Annotated in this window: 23 protein-coding genes; 17 read left to right on the top strand and 6 right to left on the bottom strand. The window is 64.1% G+C overall.

Annotated elements, in window-relative coordinates; all coding sequences use genetic code 11:
* Positions 1 to 12: 12 nt before the first annotated feature.
* Entirely contained in the window at positions 13 to 699 is a 687-nt protein-coding gene (locus RGUI_RS08085; RefSeq protein ID WP_081532583.1) for a tyrosine-protein phosphatase, read from the bottom strand.
* Between the two features lie 123 nt (positions 700 to 822).
* On the opposite strand from RGUI_RS08085, the gene RGUI_RS08080 reads away from it, so the two are divergent.
* A complete protein-coding gene (locus RGUI_RS08080; protein WP_081532582.1) occupies positions 823 to 2,031 on the top strand; it encodes an alanine--glyoxylate aminotransferase family protein in 1,209 nt (402 codons plus the stop codon).
* Here the strand turns inward: RGUI_RS08080 and RGUI_RS08075 are convergent.
* The gene (locus tag RGUI_RS08075; protein WP_081532581.1) at positions 2,028 to 3,380 is read right to left on the bottom strand and encodes a diguanylate cyclase domain-containing protein; all 1,353 of its coding nucleotides are present in this window, start codon (positions 3,378 to 3,380) and stop codon (positions 2,028 to 2,030) included. The two genes, RGUI_RS08080 and RGUI_RS08075, sit on opposite strands and share 4 nt — an antisense overlap.
* Before the next feature lie 205 nt (positions 3,381 to 3,585).
* Between RGUI_RS08075 and RGUI_RS08070 the strand changes: the two genes are divergently transcribed.
* The 3 genes from RGUI_RS08070 to RGUI_RS08060 all read left to right on the top strand — a co-directional run bounded on the left by RGUI_RS08070 (position 3,586) and on the right by RGUI_RS08060 (position 5,642).
* Positions 3,586 to 4,326, top strand: coding sequence for a YebC/PmpR family DNA-binding transcriptional regulator (locus tag RGUI_RS08070; protein WP_081532580.1), 741 nt, complete (start codon positions 3,586 to 3,588; stop codon positions 4,324 to 4,326).
* Positions 4,327 to 4,403: 77 nt separating this feature from the next.
* A complete protein-coding gene (locus tag RGUI_RS08065) occupies positions 4,404 to 5,306 on the top strand; it encodes a DMT family transporter (RefSeq protein ID WP_081532579.1) in 903 nt (300 codons plus the stop codon).
* 87 nt (positions 5,307 to 5,393) lie between these two features.
* Positions 5,394 to 5,642 (top strand): YdcH family protein, encoded by a 249-nt coding sequence (locus RGUI_RS08060; protein WP_081536018.1) that lies wholly within the window; start codon positions 5,394 to 5,396, stop codon positions 5,640 to 5,642.
* A gap of 24 nt (positions 5,643 to 5,666) precedes the next feature.
* Here RGUI_RS08060 and RGUI_RS08055 read toward each other — a convergent pair whose 3' ends face one another.
* Together RGUI_RS08055 and RGUI_RS08050 are read right to left on the bottom strand one after the other, a co-directional pair.
* A complete protein-coding gene (locus RGUI_RS08055) occupies positions 5,667 to 7,058 on the bottom strand; it encodes a short-chain fatty acyl-CoA regulator family protein (RefSeq protein ID WP_371587321.1) in 1,392 nt (463 codons plus the stop codon).
* Between the two features lie 70 nt (positions 7,059 to 7,128).
* The gene (locus RGUI_RS08050; RefSeq protein ID WP_081532578.1) at positions 7,129 to 8,385 is read right to left on the bottom strand and encodes a multidrug effflux MFS transporter; all 1,257 of its coding nucleotides are present in this window, start codon (positions 8,383 to 8,385) and stop codon (positions 7,129 to 7,131) included.
* A 191-nt stretch (positions 8,386 to 8,576) separates the two neighbouring features.
* On the opposite strand from RGUI_RS08050, the gene RGUI_RS08045 reads away from it, so the two are divergent.
* From RGUI_RS08045 to RGUI_RS08010, 8 genes are all read left to right on the top strand, one after another.
* Positions 8,577 to 10,109, top strand: a complete 1,533-nt coding sequence (locus tag RGUI_RS08045; RefSeq protein ID WP_081532577.1) for an acyl-CoA carboxylase subunit beta — start codon at positions 8,577 to 8,579, stop codon at positions 10,107 to 10,109.
* Between the two features lie 4 nt (positions 10,110 to 10,113).
* Entirely contained in the window at positions 10,114 to 10,464 is a 351-nt protein-coding gene (locus RGUI_RS08040; RefSeq protein ID WP_081532576.1) for a hypothetical protein, read from the top strand.
* Positions 10,461 to 10,859, top strand: coding sequence for a RidA family protein (locus RGUI_RS08035; protein WP_081532575.1), 399 nt, complete (start codon positions 10,461 to 10,463; stop codon positions 10,857 to 10,859). The genes RGUI_RS08040 and RGUI_RS08035 overlap by 4 nt, the downstream gene beginning before the upstream one ends.
* Positions 10,856 to 11,260 carry a DUF6497 family protein gene (locus RGUI_RS08030; protein WP_253799017.1) on the top strand — a complete coding sequence of 135 codons (405 nt, stop codon included), beginning with the start codon at positions 10,856 to 10,858 and terminating at the stop codon, positions 11,258 to 11,260. The genes RGUI_RS08035 and RGUI_RS08030 overlap by 4 nt, the downstream gene beginning before the upstream one ends.
* 43 nt (positions 11,261 to 11,303) lie before the next feature.
* Positions 11,304 to 11,663, top strand: coding sequence for a hypothetical protein (locus RGUI_RS08025; RefSeq protein WP_081532574.1), 360 nt, complete (start codon positions 11,304 to 11,306; stop codon positions 11,661 to 11,663).
* Positions 11,664 to 12,150: 487 nt separating this feature from the next.
* A complete protein-coding gene (locus tag RGUI_RS08020) occupies positions 12,151 to 14,151 on the top strand; it encodes an acetyl/propionyl/methylcrotonyl-CoA carboxylase subunit alpha (protein WP_081532573.1) in 2,001 nt (666 codons plus the stop codon).
* Positions 14,148 to 15,062, top strand: coding sequence for a restriction endonuclease (locus RGUI_RS08015; protein ID WP_253799014.1), 915 nt, complete (start codon positions 14,148 to 14,150; stop codon positions 15,060 to 15,062). The genes RGUI_RS08020 and RGUI_RS08015 overlap by 4 nt, the downstream gene beginning before the upstream one ends.
* Complete coding sequence (locus RGUI_RS08010) at positions 15,059 to 15,694, top strand: hypothetical protein (protein ID WP_081532572.1); 636 nt, start codon at positions 15,059 to 15,061, stop codon at positions 15,692 to 15,694. The genes RGUI_RS08015 and RGUI_RS08010 overlap by 4 nt, the downstream gene beginning before the upstream one ends.
* Positions 15,695 to 15,837: 143 nt before the next feature.
* Here the strand turns inward: RGUI_RS08010 and RGUI_RS08005 are convergent, their stop codons facing one another.
* The gene (locus RGUI_RS08005) at positions 15,838 to 16,299 is read right to left on the bottom strand and encodes a DUF4174 domain-containing protein (RefSeq protein WP_081532571.1); all 462 of its coding nucleotides are present in this window, start codon (positions 16,297 to 16,299) and stop codon (positions 15,838 to 15,840) included.
* 95 nt (positions 16,300 to 16,394) lie between these two features.
* Between RGUI_RS08005 and scpA the strand changes: the two genes are divergently transcribed.
* Entirely contained in the window at positions 16,395 to 18,527 is a 2,133-nt protein-coding gene (gene scpA / locus RGUI_RS08000) for a methylmalonyl-CoA mutase (protein WP_081532570.1), read from the top strand.
* 49 nt (positions 18,528 to 18,576) lie between these two features.
* Here the strand turns inward: scpA and nhaA are convergent, their stop codons facing one another.
* Entirely contained in the window at positions 18,577 to 19,764 is a 1,188-nt protein-coding gene (nhaA, locus tag RGUI_RS07995; protein WP_081532569.1) for a Na+/H+ antiporter NhaA, read from the bottom strand.
* A 176-nt stretch (positions 19,765 to 19,940) separates the two neighbouring features.
* Between nhaA and RGUI_RS07990 the strand changes: the two genes are divergently transcribed.
* The 4 genes from RGUI_RS07990 to RGUI_RS07975 are packed head-to-tail and all read left to right on the top strand — an operon-like array spanning position 19,941 to position 22,559.
* The gene (locus tag RGUI_RS07990) at positions 19,941 to 20,462 is read left to right on the top strand and encodes a GNAT family N-acetyltransferase (RefSeq protein WP_081536015.1); all 522 of its coding nucleotides are present in this window, start codon (positions 19,941 to 19,943) and stop codon (positions 20,460 to 20,462) included.
* A 9-nt stretch (positions 20,463 to 20,471) separates the two neighbouring features.
* A complete protein-coding gene (locus RGUI_RS07985; RefSeq protein ID WP_081532568.1) occupies positions 20,472 to 21,155 on the top strand; it encodes a molecular chaperone DjiA in 684 nt (227 codons plus the stop codon).
* Complete coding sequence (locus RGUI_RS07980; protein ID WP_081532567.1) at positions 21,152 to 22,183, top strand: endonuclease/exonuclease/phosphatase family protein; 1,032 nt, start codon at positions 21,152 to 21,154, stop codon at positions 22,181 to 22,183. The genes RGUI_RS07985 and RGUI_RS07980 overlap by 4 nt, the downstream gene beginning before the upstream one ends.
* A gap of 37 nt (positions 22,184 to 22,220) precedes the next feature.
* Entirely contained in the window at positions 22,221 to 22,559 is a 339-nt protein-coding gene (locus RGUI_RS07975; RefSeq protein WP_081532566.1) for a hypothetical protein, read from the top strand.
* Positions 22,560 to 22,587: the final 28 nt, after the last annotated feature.

Genomic DNA, 22,587 nt, shown 5'->3' with positions numbered 1-22,587 from the left:
CCGTTCCGGTTATCAGTTCTTGGCGCGCAACTGGCGAAATTCGGCCTCCAGCGCGTCTTTGTCGTATCTCGTCGCGATCCAGTCTTTGATCGGCATGGGCTGCACCGCGGTATCGGCCTCATACGCATCCAGAATATGATCCAGAATCCCCGTGGGCGAATTCCGCAAGTGGATGTAGCGCCACGACAGCATCTTTCTCGCCTCCGCCAGCGGTTTTCCCTCGACATGCAAAAGATAAAGCGCCGAGGCGAGGCCCGCCCGGTCCGATCCCGACTTGCAATGCATGACGAAGGGTCGTTCTACCGTCTCGAACAGGTCGAGTACGGCCAGCAGGTCGTCGGCCGGCACAAGCTTGCGGGCCTGAAGCGGGGCGGTGATCAGGGTCAGGCCAAGGTCGCGGCAGGCCTCCTGTTCGAACAGGATGGGGCTGGCGCCGTTGTCGGCGCGCAGAGAAATCACCGTTTTGATCCCCATGTCGCGATAGCGTTCCAGCCGCTTCGGGTCGGGCTGGTTGGAGCGCCAGACCCCCGGCGCGATCTCGTCAAGATTGGTCCAGAACGTCCGAAGGAAGGCATGATCCATCAACTGGAAATGCCAGAAGGCCGCGCGCCGGGCCGCCGGTGTCGAAATATCGCTGCCATAGCTGCGGCGCATCTTCTTTTCGAACTGGTCGAAGCGGGATTTGAGCTGGCTGAACATTGCGCCCCCTTGGCCCACAGCATGCAGGGCGGCGGGATAGCCCGAAACCCGCGGTCTGACAAGCGATTGACGGCCCCCGGGGGCAGACCTAACACAGGCTGGTGGTTTGCAGGAGGTTTCCAGATGCCGCTTAGTCATGGCCGTCCGTATCTTGCCATTCCCGGCCCGTCGGTGATCCCCGACCGTGTGCTTCAGGCGATGCACCAGCCGGCGCCCGAAATCCACGGCGGCGCGATGGTGGGGCTGCTGGAAAGCCTGCTGCCCGATCTGCGGGCGGTGGCGCGGACCAAGCACAAGGTGGCCATGTATATCGCCAACGGTCACGGCGCTTGGGAGGCCTCGGTCGCCAACTGCCTGTCGCGGGGCGACAGGATCCTGTCGCTGGCCACGGGACGGTTCGGGCATGGTTGGGCCGAGACAGCCGCGGCGATGGGCGTCGATGTCGAGGTGATGGACTTCGGCAAGCGCTCCCCGGTCGATCTTGCCCGCGTGGCCGAGCGGCTGGCCGACGACAAGGCGCACCAGATCAAGGCGGTGACGCTTGTCCATGTCGATACGGCGACCAGCGTCCGGAACGATGTGGCAGGCGTGCGCGCGGCGCTGGACGATGCCGGGCATCCCGCACTCTTGATGGTGGATTGCATTGCCTCGCTTGCCTGCGACCGGTTCGAGATGGACGACTGGGGCGTCGATGTGATGGTCTCGGCTTGTCAGAAGGGGTTGATGGTGCCGCCGGGCATGGGCTTTGTCTATTTCGGCCCGCGGGCGGAAGAGGCACGGGCCCGCGCCGATCTGGTCACCCAATACTGGGACTGGCGGATGCGGGCCGATCCCGACCAGTTCTACCAGTATTTCTGGGGCACGGCGCCCACCCATCACCTGTTCGGGCTGCGCACCGCGCTTGACATGCTGGTCCATGAAGAGGGGATCGAGGCCGCCTGGGCGCGCCACGAAACCCTTGCCCGTGCAGTCTGGGCCGCCATCGAAGCCTGGGGGCAGGACGGGCCGATGGACCTGAACGTTGCCGATCCGGCCTGCCGCAGCCATGCGGTGACGTCGGTCCGGGTGGGCGCGCCACAGGGCACGGCGCTGCGCGAGTGGTTAAGCGACGTCGCGGGCGTGACCCTTGGCATCGGTCTGGGCATGGCAGAGCCGGACGACCCCGCCTGGCACGGGTTCTTCCGCATCGCCCATATGGGCCATGTCAACGCGCATATGGTGCTGGGGGCCCTTGGCACGATCGAGGCCGGGCTTGCCGCCCTCGACATTCCGCATGGGGCCGGTGCGTTGGAGGCCGCGGCGCGGGTTGTGGCCGGGGCCTCCGGGCGTTAGCCGCGGCTTTCGGCGGCGGGCAGCGAGAACATGGCGTCAGGCGGGCGACTGGCCTGTTTTTGCGCTTCGCGTGTCTCGAAGATCGCCAGATAGGCATGGCCGATGGCCTTTTCGATCCCGTCGCGACCGGGGCCGGCCATGCTGATCCCAAAGGTGGCCGAGACCGGGATCGTGCGCCGGGAGACGACGCGCGGCGGGATCCCGTCGACCGCGGCCCGCACCCTTTCGGCAGCCGCACTCAGCGCGGTCTCTTCCGGGGCTTCCACCGCAACAAGGAATTCGTCGGCGCCCCAGCGCGCCAGTGCTTCCCCCGGTTCCAGCACGTCGGTTACCGCATCGACCACCTCTTTCAGCACCCGCTTCGCGTCTCGGCGGCCAAGCAACTCGCTGTGCCGCTGAAATTCGTCGAGATCGAACAGGACCACGCCGCGCGCCGCGGTCATGTCGTCTGTCGCCGCGAACAGCCCGGCGCGGTTCAGGGCGCCGGTGCGGGGATCGCGCAGATGGTCGAGTTCAGAGGCCCGCCGAAGGTGCTTGCGCGACTTTTCCATGAAATAGCCGACGGCCATCACCATCAGGACCATCACCCAGCCCATCATGCGGAATACGTTCTCCGCGATGGCATGGGTGTAGAAATCCAGATTGCTGACCCTGAAGAACAGGTAGCCGCCCAGCCACGGGATGGTGAGCGCCAGGATCACCAGGGCGCGCAGCACCAGCGCCTGCCGGCCACTCGTGAAGAACGGCTGAAGCGGTATGGTGTCGCGCAGGCGATAGGCCAGCGCCATCGTGGCGGTCAGAATGCAGCCCAGCGAAAAGATCGAGAAATTCTGCCCCCAAAGCGTGATGTGAAACGCCGCCTTCAGCAGCGCGAGGATGGCAACGCTGGCCGCGGCCAGAAAGGCGATGACCGCAGCGGTCCGCCCCAGCGGTTTGACGAGAAAGGCGAGGTGAAGGAAGCTCAACCCAAGCGCGGTTTCGATAGAGAAAGACCCCTGCACCCCGATGTCTGCCTTGGCATCCAGAAGAATGGGGTGGCGGATCAGGGCGGGCCATCCGGGTACAAACGTCTCTAGCAGGTCGAGGACCGAGTAGGCCAGCACCAGTGCGTGCAGGACCGTCCAGATCGAGGCCCAGCCATGCACGCGTTCGCGCAACATGAAATGCGCGGCCAGAACGGCAAAGCCAAAGGCGGCAAGCGGGTGGAGCGATGGCGCGCCGGTTCTGGGCGCGATAACGAAACTGTGGACGATCCCGGCCGCGACCAGCGCAAAGATCAGCAGGCCGAAGACCAGATTCGGCGTCGAGGTGAGCGAGAGGCGCGCCGGTCTGGCGGCAATGGCAGACATCTTGGGGGTTCTCCGAACGAAACGACCGCTGCCGGTCGGACGGCGAAAAGGCTAGGATCGCATGGTTAAAACTGGCCTTTGGCTCCGTTTCACGCGCAACGGCCCGTTGCATCGGCTTGACCCGTGCGACCCGCACGGGCTTGCGCGCGCCCGCGCGGCTGACATATAGACAGCGCCGTCGCAGTCAGATGTCGGAGAGGGTTCCATGGCAGGCCATTCAAAATGGGCGAACATCCAGCACCGCAAGGGCCGGCAGGATGCGGCGCGGTCAAAGCTGTTTTCCAAGCTCAGCAAGGAAATCACCGTTGCGGCCAAGATGGGCGACCCCGATCCTGAAAAGAATCCGCGTCTGCGGCTGGCGGTGAAGGAAGCCAAGTCGAACTCCGTCCCCAAGGACGTGATCGACCGGGCGATCAAGAAGGCCACCGGCGGCGACAGCGAGGATTACGAGGAAATCCGGTACGAGGGCTATGGCCCCAGCGGCGTGGCGGTGATCGTCGAGGCGATGACCGACAACCGCAACCGTACCGCGTCGAACGTGCGCTCCACCTTCACCAAGAACGGCGGCAACCTGGGCGAGACCGGATCGGTCGCCTTCATGTTCGAGCGCAAGGGTGAAATCACCTATCCGGCCACGGTTGGCGACGCCGACACCGTGATGATGGCCGCGATCGAGGCGGGCGCAGAAGACGTGGAAAGCTCTGAAGACGGGCACAGCATCATCTGCGCCGATACCGACCTGAACGAGGTCGCCACGGCGCTTGAGGCAGAGCTTGGTGAAAGCGAGTCGACCAAGCTGATCTGGAAACCCACGACAACGACGGAACTGGATCTGGACGGCATGCAGAAGCTGATGAAACTGGTCGATGCGCTGGAAGACGACGACGACGTGCAGCGCGTGACGACCAATTTCGAAGCCAGTGACGAGGTTCTGGCGCAGCTCTAGGCGACGAGGGGTGCTTGCCGGCGCGTGACGCCACGCCACCGCTTGTCTTCCGAACGGTCTTGGGGTGAAGTCCGCCAATGGCGGAAGGGCGGGACATTCCAACGCAAGACAGGCCGATTGCCGGCATCCTTTGGATGCTGGCGACGGGGGCCAATTTCGTCGCTGTCATCTCTCTTGTGAAGCTTGTCGGAGACGGTGTTCCCGCACCGCAAGCGGCGTTCCTGCGCTATCTCTTGGGGCTTGTCTTTCTGATCCCGTTTCTGGGGCCGCTGATGCGTGCGGGGCTGAACGGCCGGGCGCTCATGCTCTATTCGGGCCGTGGGCTTGCGCATGCGTTTGGCGTGATCTGCTGGTTTTACGCCATGACCCGCATTCCCATCGCCGAGGTGACGGCGATGAACTACCTCAACCCGGTTTACGTCACCATCGGGGCGGCGCTTGTATTCGGGGAACGCTTGGCCGCCCGCCGTATCCTTGCCATCGCGCTGGCCTTTGCCGGTGTTCTGGTGATCCTGCGACCCGGCTTTCGGGAAATCTCCGACGGGCATATAGCCATGCTCTTCACGGCCCTGTTCTTCGGCGCGTCCTACCTCACCGCGAAGAAGCTGAGCGAGCGGGACAGCGCCGCGGTGGTGGTGGCGATGCTGTCGGTGACGGTCACGCTGTTGCTGGCGCCCCTCGCCCTTGCGGTCTGGGTGACACCGACGCCGGTGCAGGTGTTCTGGCTTTTCCTTGTGGCTTTCTTCGCGACGGCGGGTCACTACACGATGACCCGCGCCTTCCGGGCGGCCCCCTTGATGGTCACGCAGCCGGTGACCTTCCTGCAACTGGTCTGGTCGACGCTGGCCGGCTGGCTGCTGTTCGGCGAAGGGGTCGATGGCTGGGTGCTCTTGGGCGGGGCGATGATCGTGGGCGCCGTGGTCTTCATCACATGGCGGGAGGCGGTGTTGAAACGGCGGGGCGAAGAGATCGCCGGATGAACGACCCGGTTTGATCGGGGTCAAGGACGGCGCTTGCGGGCGACTCCTAACGTGGTCAAACCCGAAAAACGCATCGAGGAGGACGGGATGTCCAACACACCCCATGAACTGGCCGAGGATTTCCCCGACAAGGTCGATCTGATCCACACGTTGAAAGAGAAAGACGCGCATTTCGCAAAGCTTTTCGACGAGTATCACGAGATCAACGGCGCCGTGCACCGGGCGGAAACCGATATCGAGCCGACGGACGACCTGCACCTGACAGAGATGCGCAAGCAGCGGATGCATCTGAAGGACGAGATCGCGCATATCCTGAACCATCAGGAAGACGCCTGACAGCGCTGGCGCTATTCCGCGACTTCATAGGGCAGAACGCCCCGGCGGTTCGCATCGACGCTCAGCCGCCGTTCCAATGGGGGGGACGGCGCGTTGCGGGCAGTTTCGGCGTTCGCAAATGCGGCAGGAAATCCCGATCGGTTCGAACGCCGCGGAGTTTGCTAGGTCAAGATCGTCGGTGTAGACAAGTTGCCCGGCATGGCGCAACTCGCAGCCCAGCCCGATGGCAAAGCGGCGCACCGGTGCCCCCCAGGCGCCGCCGCGTTTCGACACATCGCAGGCGAGGCAGAAATAACGCACCCCGTCCGGCGTCTCGGCCAGTTGCCGCAGGAACCGCCCCGGTGTTTCGAATGCGCGATGTACGCACCAGAGCGGGCAGGCCCCCCCGAAGCGTGCGAATTGCAGGCGCGTGGCCGAGTGCCGCTTGGTGATCGTGCCCGCCTGATCGACCCGGACGAAGAAGAACGGCACGCCCTTGGCGCCGGGCCGTTGCAGGGTGGACAGCCGATGGGCCACCTGTTCGATGGACGCCCCGAACCGGTCGGCCAACAGTTCCAGATCGTGGCGGGTTTCCTGCGCGGCCTCCAGAAACCGGCCATAGGGCAAAAGCGCGGCACCGGCAAAATAGTTGGCCATTCCGATGCGGGCGATGGCGCGGGCCTCGGGGCTTTGGAACCGGGCAAGGTCGAGCGTGGCCTCCAGCAGCTTCGACTGGGTGATGAGTGCCAGTTGATGCAGAAGCTGAAACCGCCGCGTCGGCCCCTGCAGGCGGGAGGAGAGCGTCAGGGTCCGGGATTCCCCGTCGAAATGCCGCAGGCCCGCGATATCCGCCCGGCGCAGGGTGATACCGGATGCCGCCAGCGCCGCGGCGGCGGCTTGTTCGGCATCGGCCTCGGCCCCCGCCTGGCGCATGAACCACTCTGCCGCCCGATCCACGGCATCGATATAGTTGTCGCAATAGTGGAAGAAGTCCCGCACCTCCTCCCATGGCGAGGGGCTGAGGCTGGCATCCTCCCGCCCCAGCGCCTCGTCCAGCGAGGCGAGCCGCTCGTGGCTTTGGCGATAGGCCCGGTGCAGTTCCAGAAAGGCGCGGGCCAGCGCCGGGGCGTTCGACGCGGCAAGGCGCAGGTCGGCCACGGGTGGGGCGAGGTCGCCGAAGACCGGGTCGGCCAGGGCCTCCCGCATATCCGACACAAGACGTTCGGCATCGCCCGTCGACAACTCCGTCACGTCGAACCCGAATTCGGAGGCCAGCGCCAGCAACACCGCCGAGGACACCGGCCGATGGTTGTTTTCCATCTGGTTCAGATAGGGCAGGGAGATCCCCAGCTTGGCCGCGAAGTCCTTTTGCGTCAGGCCCAGCCGCATCCGCGTCTCGCGCAGCTTGACCCCGGCATAGAGTTTGGGTGTCGCCATCGTGCCCGTCCGGTTTGCAGTTTAGCCATCTTGCGTTCTAGCCTTTGCAAAGCACGCCCGCAAGCTGTCGTCAGGCCCGGGGCGGCCGTGCTTTCGGGGGGAGGCGGCCCGATAGCGGACCTTCGCGCCGGTCGATCCGTTCGACATAGACCGTGGCAAATACAGCCATGACAGAGGTCGTGACCATGATCGCCAAAAGCGGCCATGCCCCGGTTCCGGGGACCAGCAGAGCACCGGCCAATGCCGACAGCCCCGCGCCGCCGCCGATCATGATGGCGCCGCCCAGACCGCTGGCGGTGCCGGCCAGATGCGGGCGCACCGACAACATGCCTGCGGTGGCATTGGGCAAGACCATTCCGTTGCCAAGCCCCACCAGCATCATCGGCCCAAAGAACGACAGCGGGTGGAAGATGCCCAGCCCGAAGAGCAGCATGGACAAGGCCGGCCCCAACCCCGCCGTCACGGCGCCGCGAAACAGCATCCCGTTGATTCCGACGCGCACAGAGAACCGGCCGGAGATGAAATTGCCGGCCATGTAGCCAAGCGCGACCAGCCCGAAGTATAGCCCAAGGGCAGCCGGCGGCAGGCCAAGGACCTCTGAGCCCACGAAGGGCGCGCCGCCGAGATAGGCGAAGAACGCGCCCGAGGCAAAGCTGGCCGCCAGTGCATAGCCCCAGAACCTGCGGGAGCTGAAAAGCTCCGGGTACAGACGGAACTGCGCCAGCAGGCTGATCGGTTGAGGTTTCGCCGTTTCGCCAAGATCGGCCCAGACGATATAAAGAACGCCCATACCGGCAAGGAGCAGCATCGCGAAACTCGCCTGCCATCCAAAGGCCTGGTCCAGAACCCCGCCGATCGCCGGCCCGATCATCGGCACCAGCGCCATGCCCATGGTGACGTAACCGATCATGGAGGCCGCCTGTGCATCGGGCACCATGTCGCGCACCACCGCGCGGCTCAGCACCATGCCCGTGACGATCACCGCCTGCGCCATGCGGAAGGCAAGGAAGACCTGGGCCGTCGGGGCGAAGATGCAGCCCACCGTTGTCAGCAGGAAAAGGAAGATCGAGACAAGCAGAACAGGGCGCCGCCCGTAGCGGTCGGAGATCGGACCGATCACCAGTTGCAGCACCGCGTTCACCGCAAGATAGAGCGCCACCGACAGTTGCATCAGCCGGTATTCGGTGTCGAAATGTGCCGTCATGTTGGGCAGGGACGGCAGGAAGATGTTCATCGACAGCGCAGACAGCCCCGCAAGCAGGACAAGCGTCGCGATATGGGGTGGCGTGGTGCGGTCGAGAAAGCGCACCTTGGGCGTGTCGGGCATGATACCGACCTAGGGGCGAACGGGCGTCTTGTCCATTCCCGTCGACGTGCAGGATGCCCGAGGCGGGATTTGCATAATTGCAATTCGCAGTTCGGCGCCTGCCAATAATTTGCAAATTAGCCGTTTTGCTCTTTTTCCGCCGGGGCGCGACCGCTAGGTTGCCGCAAATTTTGCGGAGGGGACCTGCGCCGATGAAAGACATCCTCAACGAACTCGAACGCCGCCGTGACATCGCCCGCATGGGCGGGGGTGAAAAGCGGATCGACAGCCAGCACAAGAAGGGCAAGCTGACCGCGCGCGAGCGGGTCGAGCTGCTGCTGGACGAGGGCAGCTTTGAAGAGTTCGACATGTTCGTTGCCCATCGTTGCACCGATTTTGGGATGGAGGAAAACCGCCCCTATGGTGACGGCGTCGTGACCGGATGGGGCACCATCAACGGCCGTCAGGTCTATGTCTTCAGCCAGGACTTCACCGTTCTGGGCGGGTCGGTGTCTGCCACCCATGCCCAGAAGATCTGCAAGATCATGGATATGGCCGTACAGAACGGCGCGCCGGTGATCGGGCTGAACGACTCGGGCGGGGCCCGGATTCAGGAAGGCGTGGACAGCCTTGCCGGCTATGGCGAGGTCTTCATGCGGAATATCGAGGCCTCCGGCGTGATCCCGCAGATCAGCGTGATCATGGGGCCGTGCGCAGGTGGTGCGGTCTACAGCCCCGCGATGACCGACTTCATCTTCATGGTGCGTGATTCGTCCTACATGTTCGTCACCGGCCCCGACGTGGTGAAGACCGTCACGAATGAGGTCGTCACGGCCGAGGAACTTGGCGGGGCCTCCACCCACACCAAGAAAAGCTCCGTCGCCGATGGTGCGTTCGAGAACGACGTCGAGGCACTTTACGAGGTGCGCCGGCTGGTCGATTTCCTGCCGCTCAACAACCGCTCGAAATCGCCGGTCCGGCCCTTCTTCGACGACCCCGAGCGGATCGATGAAAGCCTCGACACGCTGATCCCGGACAACCCCAACACGCCCTACGACATGAAGGAACTGATCACGAAGATCGCCGACGAGGGCGACTTCTACGAGATTCAGGGCGATTTCGCGAAGAACATCATCACCGGCTTCATCCGGCTGGAAGGTCGGACGGTGGGTGTGGTCGCGAACCAGCCGATGGTGCTGGCGGGCTGTCTGGATATTGACAGTTCGCGCAAGGCCGGGCGCTTCGTGCGGTTCTGCGATGCGTTCGAGATCCCGATCCTGACGCTGGTCGACGTGCCCGGCTTCCTGCCCGGCACCGGCCAGGAATATGGCGGCGTCATCAAGCACGGTGCGAAGCTTCTGTTCGCCTATGGCGAGGCAACGGTGCCGAAGGTCACGGTCATCACCCGCAAGGCCTATGGCGGGGCTTATGACGTGATGTCGTCCAAGCATCTGCGCGGCGATTTCAACTATGCCTGGCCCACCGCCGAGATCGCGGTGATGGGTGCCAAGGGCGCGACCGAGATCCTCTATCGCTCCGAACTGGGGGATACCGACAAGATCGCGCGGCGCACCAAGGATTACGAGGATCGTTTCGCCAACCCCTTCGTCGCGGCCGAACGTGGCTTCATCGACGAGGTGATCCAGCCGCGTTCGACCCGTCGCCGGGTGGCCCGTGCCTTCGCCGCGCTGCGCAACAAGAAGATGGCGCGGCCGTGGAAGAAGCACGACAACATCCCGTTGTAAGGCGATGGCGCGGCGCGGGTGGCATATCGTGGCCGAGGACGGCGCGCTGACGCTTGCGCGGCAGATGCCCGTCCGGTTCGATCTTTGCGTGCAGGCGGTCTTTCCGCCCGCGCGCAAGCTGCGCCTTGCCCACCAGATTCGGCAGGATATGTGGCGGCTGTTGCAAACCCTTCGCGGTTTTTCGCCCGTGGTGCGGGTGGAAGAGGACGGCGCGAACCTGCGCGTCACCGCAGGCGGGCGCGCGGCCAGGCCCTTTCCGAAGGCGGAGGCCGAGGCGCAGTTGAACGCGCTTTTGTCCGATGCGGGCCATCGCGCCCGGTGGCTGGCCCATGCCCGGCGGAGAGACGGCGCATGACCCCGGTGTTCCACATGATCGCGGACGGCCCGCGCCCCGTCGCCCCGTTTTCCCATGCGGTGGAGATCGATGGCTGGGTCGTCCTGACCGGCCAGATGCCGACCGACCCCGCGGCCCCGGATGCGCCCCTGCCCGAGGGCATCGTGGCGCAGACCCGCGCGGTGATGCGCAACCTTGAAATCGTGTTGAAGGGCGTGGGCCTCGATCTGTCGCACATCGTGCAATGCCGTTGCTACCTGACGGAATTCGAACGCGACTACTCCACCTTCAACGACACTTATGCCGCCCATTTCCCCACGGACCGTCTGCCGGCGCGCACCACCGTCGGGGTCACGGCGCTGGCCGTGGGTGCGCTGGTGGAGATCGACTGCCTCGCCCGGAGGCCCGAGCGATGATCTGGGTCGGGACACCGTTTGCAATCTCGGCGGCGTTGGTGGCGGCAGGCGCTGTGGCGCAAGACCTGATCGACGTGCCCTCGGGCCAGCCGATCACGTTTCACGATACGGTTTCGGGCGAACCGGGGGCCGCGGGCCTGACGCTCCGCTTCCGGTTTCTTGCGCCGCAAATCGCACGGGATGGGGACGCCATGCCCTTCGTGACGGCACAGGCGGACATGGAATATCTGTGCGAGACCTACGCCCTGCCGCGTCTGCCCGAGATGGGGCCGCAGGCGGGCCAGATCGTCATCACGCTGATGGACCGCCCGGTACCGTTTGGCACCGTGATGCCCGAGGCCACGCAATTCTTCGAAGCCTACCGCCCCGAGGGCGATCGCTGCGTGTTGGCGGGGTTTTGAACATGGGACACGACCAAAGGCGCATCGGACGGGAGGCGGCGACATGCTGAAACATCGCGGTTTTCCCAGTCGCCTGCCAGGAACCGATTTCCAGTTCACCATTCGGCGCGCGAACAAGGCGGGGGCGACGCCGCTTGTGGCGCGGGAACGTTACCGGGATCGCCGGTCGGCGGACTGTCGGGCCGATGCAGGGTTTCTTGCCGCGCTCATCGCGTATTTCGGCGAGGAGCCTTTCGAACGCGGAAATCTCGATGCCGGCCGTCTGTCATGGTTCTTCGGACGCGAGGTCGTTGCCGCCGAGGATCCGTTCGATCCGGAAAGCTATGAGGCGCTGTTGCGAATCGACTTCGCTGCGGCAAGATCGTCCTTCCCCGAACTGTTCGAAGGGGAGGACGACCTGTGATTGCGCGAAATTTAGGCAAATTAAAAAGAAATTTCCCGATTTATCGTTCGCCCGATGGTTGTGGGGTTTCTTTTCGTCTCGAAATCGTGAACAATAATAAATGTCAGCGGGATCGTTTTCCCCTCGGTCTCGTTGATTATTTCTACCGTTACCCTTCCCCAACCCCGAGGTCTGGCCCCATACGGGTCAGGCCTCGATTTGGGCGTTCGGGCGTGGGTGGCCGGTCGGGCCGCCATGCCCGCGGGCTTTCATCTCACACCGGGGCCCCGTTGTCGGGCCCGCGTTTCATCGAGCCTCGGCCCATGCATGGGGCGGGGGCTGCGTGGCCGTCCGCACGGGCATGCACGGCGTCGATGACGCGGGCGCGGCGGCCGCACCTCTCCACCATCACTCCTATCGGGACCGACGGGGCATCCGGCCCCGGCGCTCCCTTATCTTGTAAGGGTCGGGCCGGAAACGGCGCGGCCGAACGCTGGAAGGGACAGACATGTTCGAAAAGATCCTGATCGCGAACCGGGGCGAGATCGCCTGCCGGGTCATCAAGACCGCCCGCAAGATGGGTATCAAGACGGTTGCCGTCTATTCGGACGCCGACCGCAACGCCCTGCATGTAGAGATGGCGGACGAGGCGATCCATATCGGCCCGCCGCCCGCGAACCAGTCCTACATCGTGATCGACAAGATCATGAAGGCGATCGAGGAAAGCGGCGCCGAGGCCGTGCATCCAGGCTATGGCTTCCTGTCCGAGAACAAGCTGTTTGCCGAGGCGCTGGACAAGGCCGGCGTCGTCTTCATCGGCCCCCCGGCCGGTGCGATCGAATCCATGGGCGACAAGATCACCTCCAAGAAGATCGCGCAGGAGGCCGGGGTTTCTACCGTTCCCGGTTACATGGGCCTGATCGAGGATGCCGACGAGGCGGTGAAGATCAGCCGCGAGATCGGTTATCCCGTGATGATCAAGGCCAGCGCCGGCGGCGGCGGCAAGGGCATGCGCATCGCCTGGACGGATGAAGAGGCGCGCGAGGGTTTCCAGTCGTCCAAGAACGAGGCGGCGAACTCCTTCGGCGATGACCGGATCTTCATCGAGAAATTCGTCACCCAACCCCGCCATATCGAGATCCAGGTGCTGGCCGACAAGCATGGCAATTGCATCTATCTGGGCGAACGCGAATGTTCGATCCAGCGGCGGAACCAGAAAGTCATCGAGGAGGCGCCGTCGCCCTTCCTTGACGCCGCAACCCGCAAGGCGATGGGCGAACAGGCCGTCGCATTGGCCAAGGCCGTGGGCTATGCCAGCGCGGGCACCGTGGAGTTCATCGTCGATGGAGAGAAGAACTTCTACTTCCTCGAAATGAACACTCGCCTGCAGGTGGAACATCCCGTTACCGAACTGATCACCGGCATCGATCTGGTCGAGCAGATGATCAAGGTTGCGGCAGGCGAAAAACTCAAGATCACGCAGGCCGACGTCAAACTGCATGGCTGGGCGATGGAAAGCCGGCTGTATGCCGAGGATCCCTATCGCAACTTCCTGCCCTCTATCGGGCGGCTGACCCGCTATCGCCCGCCCGCGGAATCCGCCCACGAAACCGCTGTCGTCCGGAACGACACCGGCGTCTTCGAGGGCGGCGAGATCAGCATGTATTACGACCCGATGATCGCCAAGCTGTGCACGTGGGGCCCGACCCGCGATCAGGCGATTGAAGAAATGCGCACCGCGCTGGATGCGTTCGAGGTCGAAGGGATCGGCCACAACCTGCCCTTCCTTGCCGCGGTGATGGAACATCCCAAGTTCTGCGCCGGCGACATGACCACCGCCTTCATCGCCGAGGAATATCCCGAAGGCTTCGACGGCGTGAAACTGCAATCGGAAGAGCTGCGCAAGGTGGCCGCGGCGGCGGCCGCGATGTTCCGCGTGGCCGAGATCCGGCGCACGCGGATTTCCGACCGGATGGACAACCACGAGCGCACGGTCGGCAGCGACTGGGTGCTGGTGGCGGACGGTACGCGCTTCGACGTCAGGATCGACGCGGACCATGAAGGCTCCACCGTGCATTTCGACGAAGGCGATCACCACCGCGTCACGTCGAACTGGACCCCGGGCCAACCGCTGGCGCATCTCAAGATCGACGGCGAGCCGCTGGTTCTGAAGGTCGGCAAGGCGCCCCACGGGTTCCGCATCCGCCATCGCGGGGCCGATTTCAAGGTTGCGGTCTACACGCCCCGGCAGGCCGAACTGGCCGCGCTGATGCCCGAGAAACTGCCGCCCGATACCTCCAAGCTGCTTCTGTGTCCGATGCCGGGCCTGATCGTGAAGATCGACGTCGAAGAGGGGCAGGAGGTGCAGGAAGGCCAGGCGCTGTGCACTGTCGAGGCGATGAAGATGGAAAATATCCTGCGGGCCGAGCGCAAGGGCACCGTTGCCAAGATCAACGCCGGCCCCGGCGACAGCCTTGCCGTGGATGAAGTGATCATGGAGTTCGAGTGATCCCGGATTTCCAAACCTTGATGCGACCCGTTCTCCAGTCGGCCGAGACTGGAGAACGGCGTGTCTCGGACGTCATCGAAGACATGTGCGACCAGTTCGGCTTGACTGAGGCAGAGCGTTCCGAACTGCTCTCCAGTGGTCGGCAGACCCGTATGGCCAACCGGGTTCACTGGGCGCGGGGGTACCTCAAGCAGGCAGGTCTTGTGCGTGCGACGCGCCGCGGATTTTTCGAGACGACTGAGGAAGGCCGCCGCGCACTTGCCGAAGCACCTGAGCGGATAACGATCAAGTATCTTGAACGCTACCCGTCATTTCTTGAGTTCAAGACGCGGAAGAAAGCGAGCCGTGCAGGAGAAGACCCAGTAGAGGCCTCGTCCGCGGAAAGCGTGACGCAAGCCACGCCTGATGAGATTATGGCTGAGGCCGAAGAGGAAATTCGTTCCGGCTTGGCATCCGAACTGCTCGCGAGGTTGCGAGAAGGCTCACCCAAGTTCTTCGAGGAGACCGTCGTGCGTCTCCTTATGGCAATGGGCTATGGGGGGCCTAAGGGCAGATCGGCAGTCTTGGGCGGTGCCGGGGACGATGGGGTTGACGGCGTGATCGACAAGGATCCGCTCGGGGTCGATCAGGTCTATGTCCAAGCCAAGCGATACGCGGAAGGGACGAGTGTCGGGTCGGGCGAGATCCGTGATTTCTTCGGCGCCCTTGGTATGAAGGATGTCGCCCGAGGAATCTTTGTAACAACTGCGCATTTTTCCCTGGCAGCAAAGGCCACGGCGGAAAAGTTGGGAGCCCGGATCGTTCTTATTGACGGGCCACGGCTGGCGGAACTGATGATCGCCTACGAAGTCGGGTGTCAGGTCAAGCAGGTGTTTCAGGTCCATGAGATTGACGAGGGTTTTTTCGAGTGATCCAGACGGCCGCCCTTGATGCCCGGATCTGGCAGGCGATTGTGGCCGGGGCCTTCGTGGCCATCGGCTGGATCGTCAATGGCTGGCAGAACCGGCGCGAGGCGGCCGCCCTTCGGGCGGAGCGTTTGCGGGACGTGCATCGCGCGCTGTATGCCGAGATCGCGTCCTATCTGACGAACCTCGACAGCGTGGCGGCGCTGATGGCCTATCGCGATGATCTTGTGACGCGGATGCAACTCGACAAGACCTATGTGCCGCTGATCCCGCGGGAGCGGAACGACACCGTGTTTCGGGCGCTGGTGGCCGATATCCATATCCTGCCGCGGGTGACGATCGATCCCATCGTGTCCTACTATAGCCAGCTTTTCGCGATCGAGGCGATGATCGACGACATGCGGGGGGAGCGGTTCAAGACGCTGGAACCGGAACGCCGCATCGCGATGTATTCGGACTATATCGACCTGAAGATCCAGGCGTTCAACGATGGCGACTACGCGCTGAAAATGATCGCCGCCTACGCAAAAGGCGGCCCAACGGCCGCCCTTGCAGAAGAGGCGCGGATCGCCCGCGCGCTGGGAACGAAACGGATCAGTAGCCCGGACGCGGACCCGTCCGGCCGGTCACCGGAATAGGGGTATTTCGTGGACTTGCCATCGCATCACTCCATTGCCTGTGGCTTGAATATAGGCGTTTCGCGCCATTGTCGCAAGCGCCTGCCCGGTGCGGCGCGGTTCGCGGCGGCTTGGGGGCGGGCCTGATGGGACATCTTGAAACCCTAGCGCCGGTCGCGGATTTCCTGTTGCCGCATTGGCATCTTGTCGATGGATCGGCTGATTTCGCGCACATCCCACGGGAAGGGCTTGCGCAGCTTGACGCCGCCATCCTTGCCGATCAGCACCAGCATGAAGCCGCGCGGGCGCAACTTGGTGCGCAGCGCGCTTTGCGCCGTGGGTTCGGTGTCGGCGATCACCACCACGTCGCGCTCGGACAACTCCTCCATGCGCGCCATCAGGAATTCCATCTGCTGGCGGAACCGCGGGTCGGCCGGGCTGTCGGCAAAGACGACGACGGGCCGGGCGATCCAGTGGAAGTCGGCAAGCTCCACATCCTTCGCCTGAAGGACGACCGAATGATCCGCCTGCCACATGACAAGGGGCGCGGGGTCCTCGACGGACCAGGCTGCGCCGGCAAGGGGCACGAGGCCCGCGAACAAAAGAACCGCGAAACGATTTTTCATGAACCCTCCTGTCGGCCATCATATAAGCGCGGCGGGCGGAAAGCGAAGGCTGAACCCGCACTCTGTGCGGGTCTCAAGAGAGAAGGGACGATCCGATGACGGACAAGACCGAAGCCTGGGCCGAAATGGCCGCGAAAGAGCTGCGCGGGCGCAGTCTGGACGATTTGACCTGGGAGACGCCGGAAGGCATCGCGGTCAAGCCGCTTTACACCGAGGATGACACCGAGGGGCTGGATCACATGGGCTCCGTCCCGGGTTCTGCGCCCTATACGCGCGGCCCCAAGGCGACGATGTATGCCGGCCGGCCCTGGACGATCCGGCAATATGCGGGCTTTTCCACGGCCGAGGAATCGAATGCCTTCTACCGCAAGGCGCTGGCCGCGGGGCAACAGGGGGTCTCGGTCGCCTTCGACCTGGCCACGCACCGGGGCTATGACAGCGACCACCCCCGCGTCGTGGGCGATGTTGGCAAGGCCGGTGTGGCCATCGACAGCGTCGAGGACATGAAGATCCTCTTTGACGGCATCCCGCTGGACAAGGTCTCGGTGTCGATGACCATGAACGGTGCGGTGATCCCGATCATGGCCAATTTCATCGTCGCGGGGGAGGAGCAGGGCGTCGACCGGCAGCTGCTGTCGGGCACCATCCAGAACGACATCCTGAAAGAGTTCATGGTGCGCAACACATATATCTATCCGCCCGAACCGTCGATGCGGATCATCTCGGACATCATCGAATACACCTCGTCCGACATGCCCAAGTTCAACTCGATCTCGATCTCGGGCTACCACATGCAAGAGGCCGGCGCGAACCTCGTGCAGGAGCTGGCCTTCACGCTGGCCGACGGCAAGGAATATGTGAAGGCGGCGCTGGCCCGCGGGCTGGACGTCGATGCCTTTGCCGGGCGGCTGTCGTTCTTCTTTGCCATCGGCACGAACTTCTTCATGGAAATCGCCAAGCTGCGCGCCGCCCGTTTCCTGTGGCACCGCATCATGAGCGAGTTCAATCCCAAGAACCCGAAATCGCTGATGCTGCGGACCCACTGCCAGACCTCTGGCGTGTCGCTGCAGGAGCAGGACCCCTATAACAACATCGTCCGCACAGCGTACGAGGCGATGAGCGCGGTTCTGGGTGGCACCCAGTCGCTCCACACCAACGCCTTTGACGAGGCGATCGCGCTGCCTACCGAATTCTCGGCCCGGATCGCGCGGAACACTCAGCTGATCCTGCAGAACGAGACCAAGGTGACCAAGGTCGTCGACCCGCTTGCCGGTTCCTATTATGTCGAAAAGCTGACCGCCGATCTGGCCGATGCGGCGTGGAAGATCATTCAGGAAGTCGACGAAATGGGCGGGATGACCAAGGCGGTCGCCAGCGGCATGCCCAAGCTTCGGATCGAGGAGGCCGCCGCCAAATGGCAGGCCCGCGTCGACCGCGGCGAAGAGGTCATCGTCGGCGTCAACAAGTTCCGGCTGGAGAAAGAGGACGAGATCGACATCCTCGACATCGACAACGTCAAGGTGCGCCAGTCGCAGATCGCGCGGATCGAGAAGATACGGGCCGCCCGCGATCAGTCCGCTTGCGACCAGGCGCTGGCCGATCTGGAAGGCGCCGCACGCAGCGGCGAAGGAAACCTCTTGCGCCTCGCGGTCGAGGCCGCGCGGGCCCGCGCCACGGTAGGGGAGATCAGCATGGCAATGGAAAAGGCATTCGGGCGGCACAGTGCCGATGTGCGCACGCTTTCGGGCGTCTACGGTGCGGCCTATGAGGGCGACAACGACTTCGAGGCGATCCAGAAATCCGTCGATGCCTTCGCCGAGGAAGAAGGCCGTCGTCCGCGGATGCTTGTCGTCAAGATGGGGCAGGACGGGCACGACCGCGGCGCCAAGGTGATCGCCACCGCCTTTGCCGATATCGGGTTTGACGTCGATGTGGGTACGCTATTCCAGACGCCGGAAGAGGCCGCGCAGGACGCCGTCGACAACGACGTGCATGTCGTGGGCATCTCGTCTCTGGCGGCCGGTCACAAGACGCTGGCGCCCAAACTGATCGAAGCGCTGAAGGCGCAGGGCGCGGACGACATCATCGTGATCTGCGGCGGCGTGATCCCGCATCAGGATTACGAGTTCCTGCACAATGCCGGGGTCAAGGCGATCTTTGGGCCGGGCACCAACATCCCGTCTGCCGCCAAGGACGTTCTTCGCCTGATCCGCGAGGCGCGGTCCTGATCAAGCCGCGGTCCGGGGCATACACGTCCCGGACCGCAGGCCCATCGCGTTACTCGGCCACCGCGGCTTGCGATTTGGGTGCAGGCGCGGCGAGGAACCGAAGCGCCAGATAGCCGAGGACGGCCGAGATCGCCGAGCCCGCCAGAACGCCCAGCCGGACATTGTTCATAAGCGACTGGTCCGCGAAGCTGAGCGAGCCGATGAACAGCGACATCGTGAAGCCGATCCCTGCAAGGCAGGCCAGCCCGTAGATGTGCATCCAGTTCACCCCCTCGGGCAGGCGGGCAAGTCCGGATTTGACCAGCAGGAACGTCACGCCGAACACGCCGATCTGCTTGCCGAGGATCAGACCAAGCGCAACGCCCAGCGGCAGGGGCGACAGCAGGTCTGTCAGGGACAGACCCGCCAGCACGACACCTGCATTCGCAAAGGCAAAGACCGGCACGATGAAATAGAGCACATAGGGCGACAGTGAATGTTCCAGCGCGTGCAAGGGGGACTTGCCCCACTTGTCCGTCAGCGGGATGCAGAAGGCGGTGATAACCCCCGCAAGGGTCGCATGAACGCCCGATTTCAGAACGAAGAACCACATCACGATGCCCAGCAGGATCGACGGACCGACCCTGTGGGCGCCCTTGAGGTTCAGCGCGATCAGCCCGGCCAGCGGCAGCAGCGCCAGCAGCAGATAGTCCACCTTCAGATCGGCGGTATAGAACAGGGCGATGATCACGATGGCGCCAAGGTCGTCAAGGATCGCCAGGGTCAGCAGGAAAACCTTCAACGCCGAAGGCACCCGGTCGCCCAGCAGCGCCAGCACGCCAAGCGCAAAGGCGATATCGGTGGCCGCCGGGATCGCCCATCCGCCGATCGTCTCGGCATTGCCCCAGTTCAGCGTTGCATAGACGATCGCGGGCAGGGCCATCCCGCCCACCGCCGCCATGCCCGGAAGGATGACATCGGCGGGCTTCTTCAGCTTGCCTTCCAGCATCTCCCGCTTCAGCTCCAGGCCGATCAGGAAGAAGAAGACCGCCATCAGCCCGTCATTGATCCACAGGATCAGGGGCTTTTCCAACCCTTCGCCATTCAGCTTGACCGTCAGGATCGCATTGAGAAACCCGTCATAGGCCGGCTGAAGCGAGGAGTTTGCTACTGCCAGCGCCGCCACCGCCGAAAGCATCAGGAGTATTCCGCCGGAGGCGTCGTGGTTGAAAAACCTGTCGATTGCGCGCTGGAGCATTGAACCGTCTTGCTGTTTCTGGATGTTTGGGGTGCAGATGGTTCCTGGCCGGGAAATGTCAATCTTTGGCGTGCCCGGACACAGCCGACGAGGTTTGAAAGAGTGCGCGACATGGCAAACGACCTGTGTTCCCTGCAAACGCCCGGGCCGCGGCCCGCCCGGCCCGGGGGCTGTGCATGACGATCCGAAACGCAACGCCAGCAGAGGCCGACCGCATCGCGGCGATCTGGAACGGCTATATCCGCGACACGCTGGTGACTTTCAACGCCACCACAAAGACGGCGGAGGAGGTGGCCGGGATCATCGCGGGGCGCGCGGCGGCGGATCAGGGGTTTCTGGTCGCCGATGGGGGCGAGGGCGTTCTGGGGTTTGCCACCTACGGCCAGTTCCGGTCCGGCATCGGCTATGCCCGCACGATGGAACATACGGTCCTGCTTTCCCCGGCGGCGCGGGGGCGGGGGCTTGGCCATGCGCTGATGGCCGCACTTGAAACCCATGCCGCTGCGCGCGGCGTGCATTCGATGATTGCCGGGGTCAGTGGCGCAAATCCGGACGGCGTGGCCTTTCACGCCGCCCGCGGTTACGCGCAGCTCGCCCGCCTGCCGGAAGTCGGGTTCAAGGCGGGGCAATGGCTGGATCTGGTGCTGATGCAAAAGCGGCTTGACGCCGCGCCTGACTTTCCCGCGACGCGGGAGTAAGCTGGCACCATGTCGCTGTGGTCCCGCATCGCCGATGCCATCTCTGCGCTTGCCAAGGGGGAAAGCCTGGCAACGGTCTTCGACCATTTGCGCACCCCGCCAGAACGGACCGTCGCCTTTACCATCGCCGTGATTGCGCTGGGCGCAAAGATGGCCAAGGCCGACGGGCGCGTGACGCGCGATGAGGTTGCGGCCTTCCGCGAGGTGTTCACCATCCCGCCCGCAGAAGAGGCCAACGCCGCCCGCGTTTTCGACCTTGCCCGGCAGGACGTCGCCGGTTTCGAGGAATACGCCCACCGCATCCGCCGCATGTTCAAGGAAACCGATGGCGCGATCTGCGACCTGATGGAGGGGCTGTTCTTCATCGCGCTGGCCGATGGGGCCTATCACCCGGCGGAAGACGCCTTTCTGTCCCGCGTGGCCGAAATCTTCGGCCTGACCGGGCGGCAGTTTCGCACCTTGCGGGCGCGGTTCGTGCCCGATGCGCATCCCGACCCCTACACGGTTCTGGGCGTCGATCCGAGCGACGACCTGGACACGATCCGCGCCGCGTGGCGGGCGGAGGTGCGCGAAAGCCATCCCGACCGGATGCAGGCCCGCGGCGTCCCGGAAGAGGCTGTGAAACTGGCCGAAAAGCGTCTGATCGCCGTCAACGCCGCATGGGAGGCGATATCGGCAGAGCGTGGGCGGTGAGACTGGCAACCTATAACGTCGAGTGGTTCGACAACCTCTTTGACGATGCCGGTATGCTTCTGGATGATAACGGTTGGTCGGGCCGACAGAACGTGCGCCGGCACGAGCAGATCGAGGCGCTGGGCATCGTCTTCACCGCGCTTGATGCCGACGGGGTAATGGTGATCGAAGCCCCGGATCACAACGGCCGCCGTGCCACCGTGCCGGCGTTAGAGACCTTTGCCCGCGTCATGGGCCTGCGCGCCCGCCGGGCCATCGTGGGCTTCGTGAACGATACCCAGCAGGAGATCGCCTTTCTCTACGATCCCGATCGCCTGTCGGTGCGCCACGATCCCAGGGGCGATCCGACAGGCAAGAAGGGGGCGCCCGATGCGCCGCGTTTCGACGGGGTGTTCCGGATCGACGTCGATGTCGACACCGCCCCCGAACTGATCCGTTTTTCCAAGCCGCCCCTGGAACTGGCGGTCGAAACGGCCAGCGGAGCCGCCTTTCGGATGATCGGTGTGCACGCCAAGTCGAAGGCGCCCCATGGCGCCAGGACCCCGGATGAGGTGATCCGGATATCCATCGCCAACCGTCGCAAGCAACTTGCCCAATGCGTCTGGCTGCGCCAGCGGGTAGAGACGCATCTGGCCGAGGGCGCGCCGCTGGTGGTTCTGGGGGATTTCAACGATGGCCCCGGGCTTGATGAATACGAAAAGCTGTTTGGCAGCTCCGGCGTGGAAATCGTTCTGGGGATCGATGGCCCGCCTGAAGAACGCCTGTTCGACCCCCATGCACGGCAGGCCCTGCAGGCCCCGCTTGCGGCCAAGCCGACCACGGCGCGCTTTTTCATCGCCAAGGAAGACCGGTATCTGTCGGCCTTGCTGGACTATGTGATGATCTCCTCCGACCTGCGCGACCGCTCGCCCGAATGGCGCATCTGGCATCCGTTCGACGACCCGGCGATCTATGGCGTGCCGGAGCTGCGTCAGGCGCTGTTGACCGCGTCGGACCACTTCCCGGTTACACTCGATATCTCGCTTTGACTTAACACGGGGGTGTGCCAGCCCTATATTGCGGCGCATGAAAAAGATTGCCGCCCTCACGCTCGCCTTGGCGCTGCCGTTGTCCCCCGTCTTCGCGCAGGAGGACAGATCGACGCCCGACAATGGCATGTCCGAAGGGATCGACCTGCTGGGCGAAGGGATGCGCCTGTTCTTCAAGGGCCTTGGCGACAAGATGGAACCGGCCATGCGCGACCTTGCCGAGGCGATGGAACCGGCGATGCGCGAACTGATGCGGCTGATCGACGACATCGACGCCTATGAGATGCCCGAGAAACTGCCGAACGGCGACATCATCATCCGCCGCAAGACCCCGCCGGTGCCGCCGCCGGGCGACGGCGGCGAAGTCGACATCTGACGCCATGCGCGCCTGCGGACAGCGGGCA

Source organism: Rhodovulum sp. P5 (assembly GCF_002079305.1).
In the GTDB taxonomy this organism is placed as follows: domain Bacteria; phylum Pseudomonadota; class Alphaproteobacteria; order Rhodobacterales; family Rhodobacteraceae; genus Rhodovulum.
The sequence above is the reverse complement of the archived record's forward strand: the minus strand, read 5'-3'. Positions and strand labels throughout refer to the sequence as shown.

What these genes read in the sequence shown, in the direction of transcription:
- RGUI_RS08085 (WP_081532583.1), bottom strand. Translation starts at nt 699, where the DNA reads ATGTTCAGCCAGCTCAAATCCCGCTTCGACCAGTTCGAAAAGAAGATG.
- RGUI_RS08080 (WP_081532582.1), top strand. Translation starts at nt 823, where the DNA reads ATGCCGCTTAGTCATGGCCGTCCGTATCTTGCCATTCCCGGCCCGTCG.
- RGUI_RS08075 (WP_081532581.1), bottom strand. Translation starts at nt 3,380, where the DNA reads ATGTCTGCCATTGCCGCCAGACCGGCGCGCCTCTCGCTCACCTCGACG.
- RGUI_RS08070 (WP_081532580.1), top strand. Translation starts at nt 3,586, where the DNA reads ATGGCAGGCCATTCAAAATGGGCGAACATCCAGCACCGCAAGGGCCGG.
- RGUI_RS08065 (WP_081532579.1), top strand. Translation starts at nt 4,404, where the DNA reads ATGGCGGAAGGGCGGGACATTCCAACGCAAGACAGGCCGATTGCCGGC.
- RGUI_RS08060 (WP_081536018.1), top strand. Translation starts at nt 5,394, where the DNA reads ATGTCCAACACACCCCATGAACTGGCCGAGGATTTCCCCGACAAGGTC.
- RGUI_RS08055 (WP_371587321.1), bottom strand. Translation starts at nt 7,058, where the DNA reads ATGGCGACACCCAAACTCTATGCCGGGGTCAAGCTGCGCGAGACGCGG.
- RGUI_RS08050 (WP_081532578.1), bottom strand. Translation starts at nt 8,385, where the DNA reads ATGCCCGACACGCCCAAGGTGCGCTTTCTCGACCGCACCACGCCACCC.
- RGUI_RS08045 (WP_081532577.1), top strand. Translation starts at nt 8,577, where the DNA reads ATGAAAGACATCCTCAACGAACTCGAACGCCGCCGTGACATCGCCCGC.
- RGUI_RS08040 (WP_081532576.1), top strand. Translation starts at nt 10,114, where the DNA reads ATGGCGCGGCGCGGGTGGCATATCGTGGCCGAGGACGGCGCGCTGACG.
- RGUI_RS08035 (WP_081532575.1), top strand. Translation starts at nt 10,461, where the DNA reads ATGACCCCGGTGTTCCACATGATCGCGGACGGCCCGCGCCCCGTCGCC.
- RGUI_RS08030 (WP_253799017.1), top strand. Translation starts at nt 10,856, where the DNA reads ATGATCTGGGTCGGGACACCGTTTGCAATCTCGGCGGCGTTGGTGGCG.
- RGUI_RS08025 (WP_081532574.1), top strand. Translation starts at nt 11,304, where the DNA reads ATGCTGAAACATCGCGGTTTTCCCAGTCGCCTGCCAGGAACCGATTTC.
- RGUI_RS08020 (WP_081532573.1), top strand. Translation starts at nt 12,151, where the DNA reads ATGTTCGAAAAGATCCTGATCGCGAACCGGGGCGAGATCGCCTGCCGG.
- RGUI_RS08005 (WP_081532571.1), bottom strand. Translation starts at nt 16,299, where the DNA reads ATGAAAAATCGTTTCGCGGTTCTTTTGTTCGCGGGCCTCGTGCCCCTT.
- scpA (WP_081532570.1), top strand. Translation starts at nt 16,395, where the DNA reads ATGACGGACAAGACCGAAGCCTGGGCCGAAATGGCCGCGAAAGAGCTG.
- nhaA (WP_081532569.1), bottom strand. Translation starts at nt 19,764, where the DNA reads ATGCTCCAGCGCGCAATCGACAGGTTTTTCAACCACGACGCCTCCGGC.
- RGUI_RS07990 (WP_081536015.1), top strand. Translation starts at nt 19,941, where the DNA reads ATGACGATCCGAAACGCAACGCCAGCAGAGGCCGACCGCATCGCGGCG.
- RGUI_RS07985 (WP_081532568.1), top strand. Translation starts at nt 20,472, where the DNA reads ATGTCGCTGTGGTCCCGCATCGCCGATGCCATCTCTGCGCTTGCCAAG.
- RGUI_RS07975 (WP_081532566.1), top strand. Translation starts at nt 22,221, where the DNA reads ATGAAAAAGATTGCCGCCCTCACGCTCGCCTTGGCGCTGCCGTTGTCC.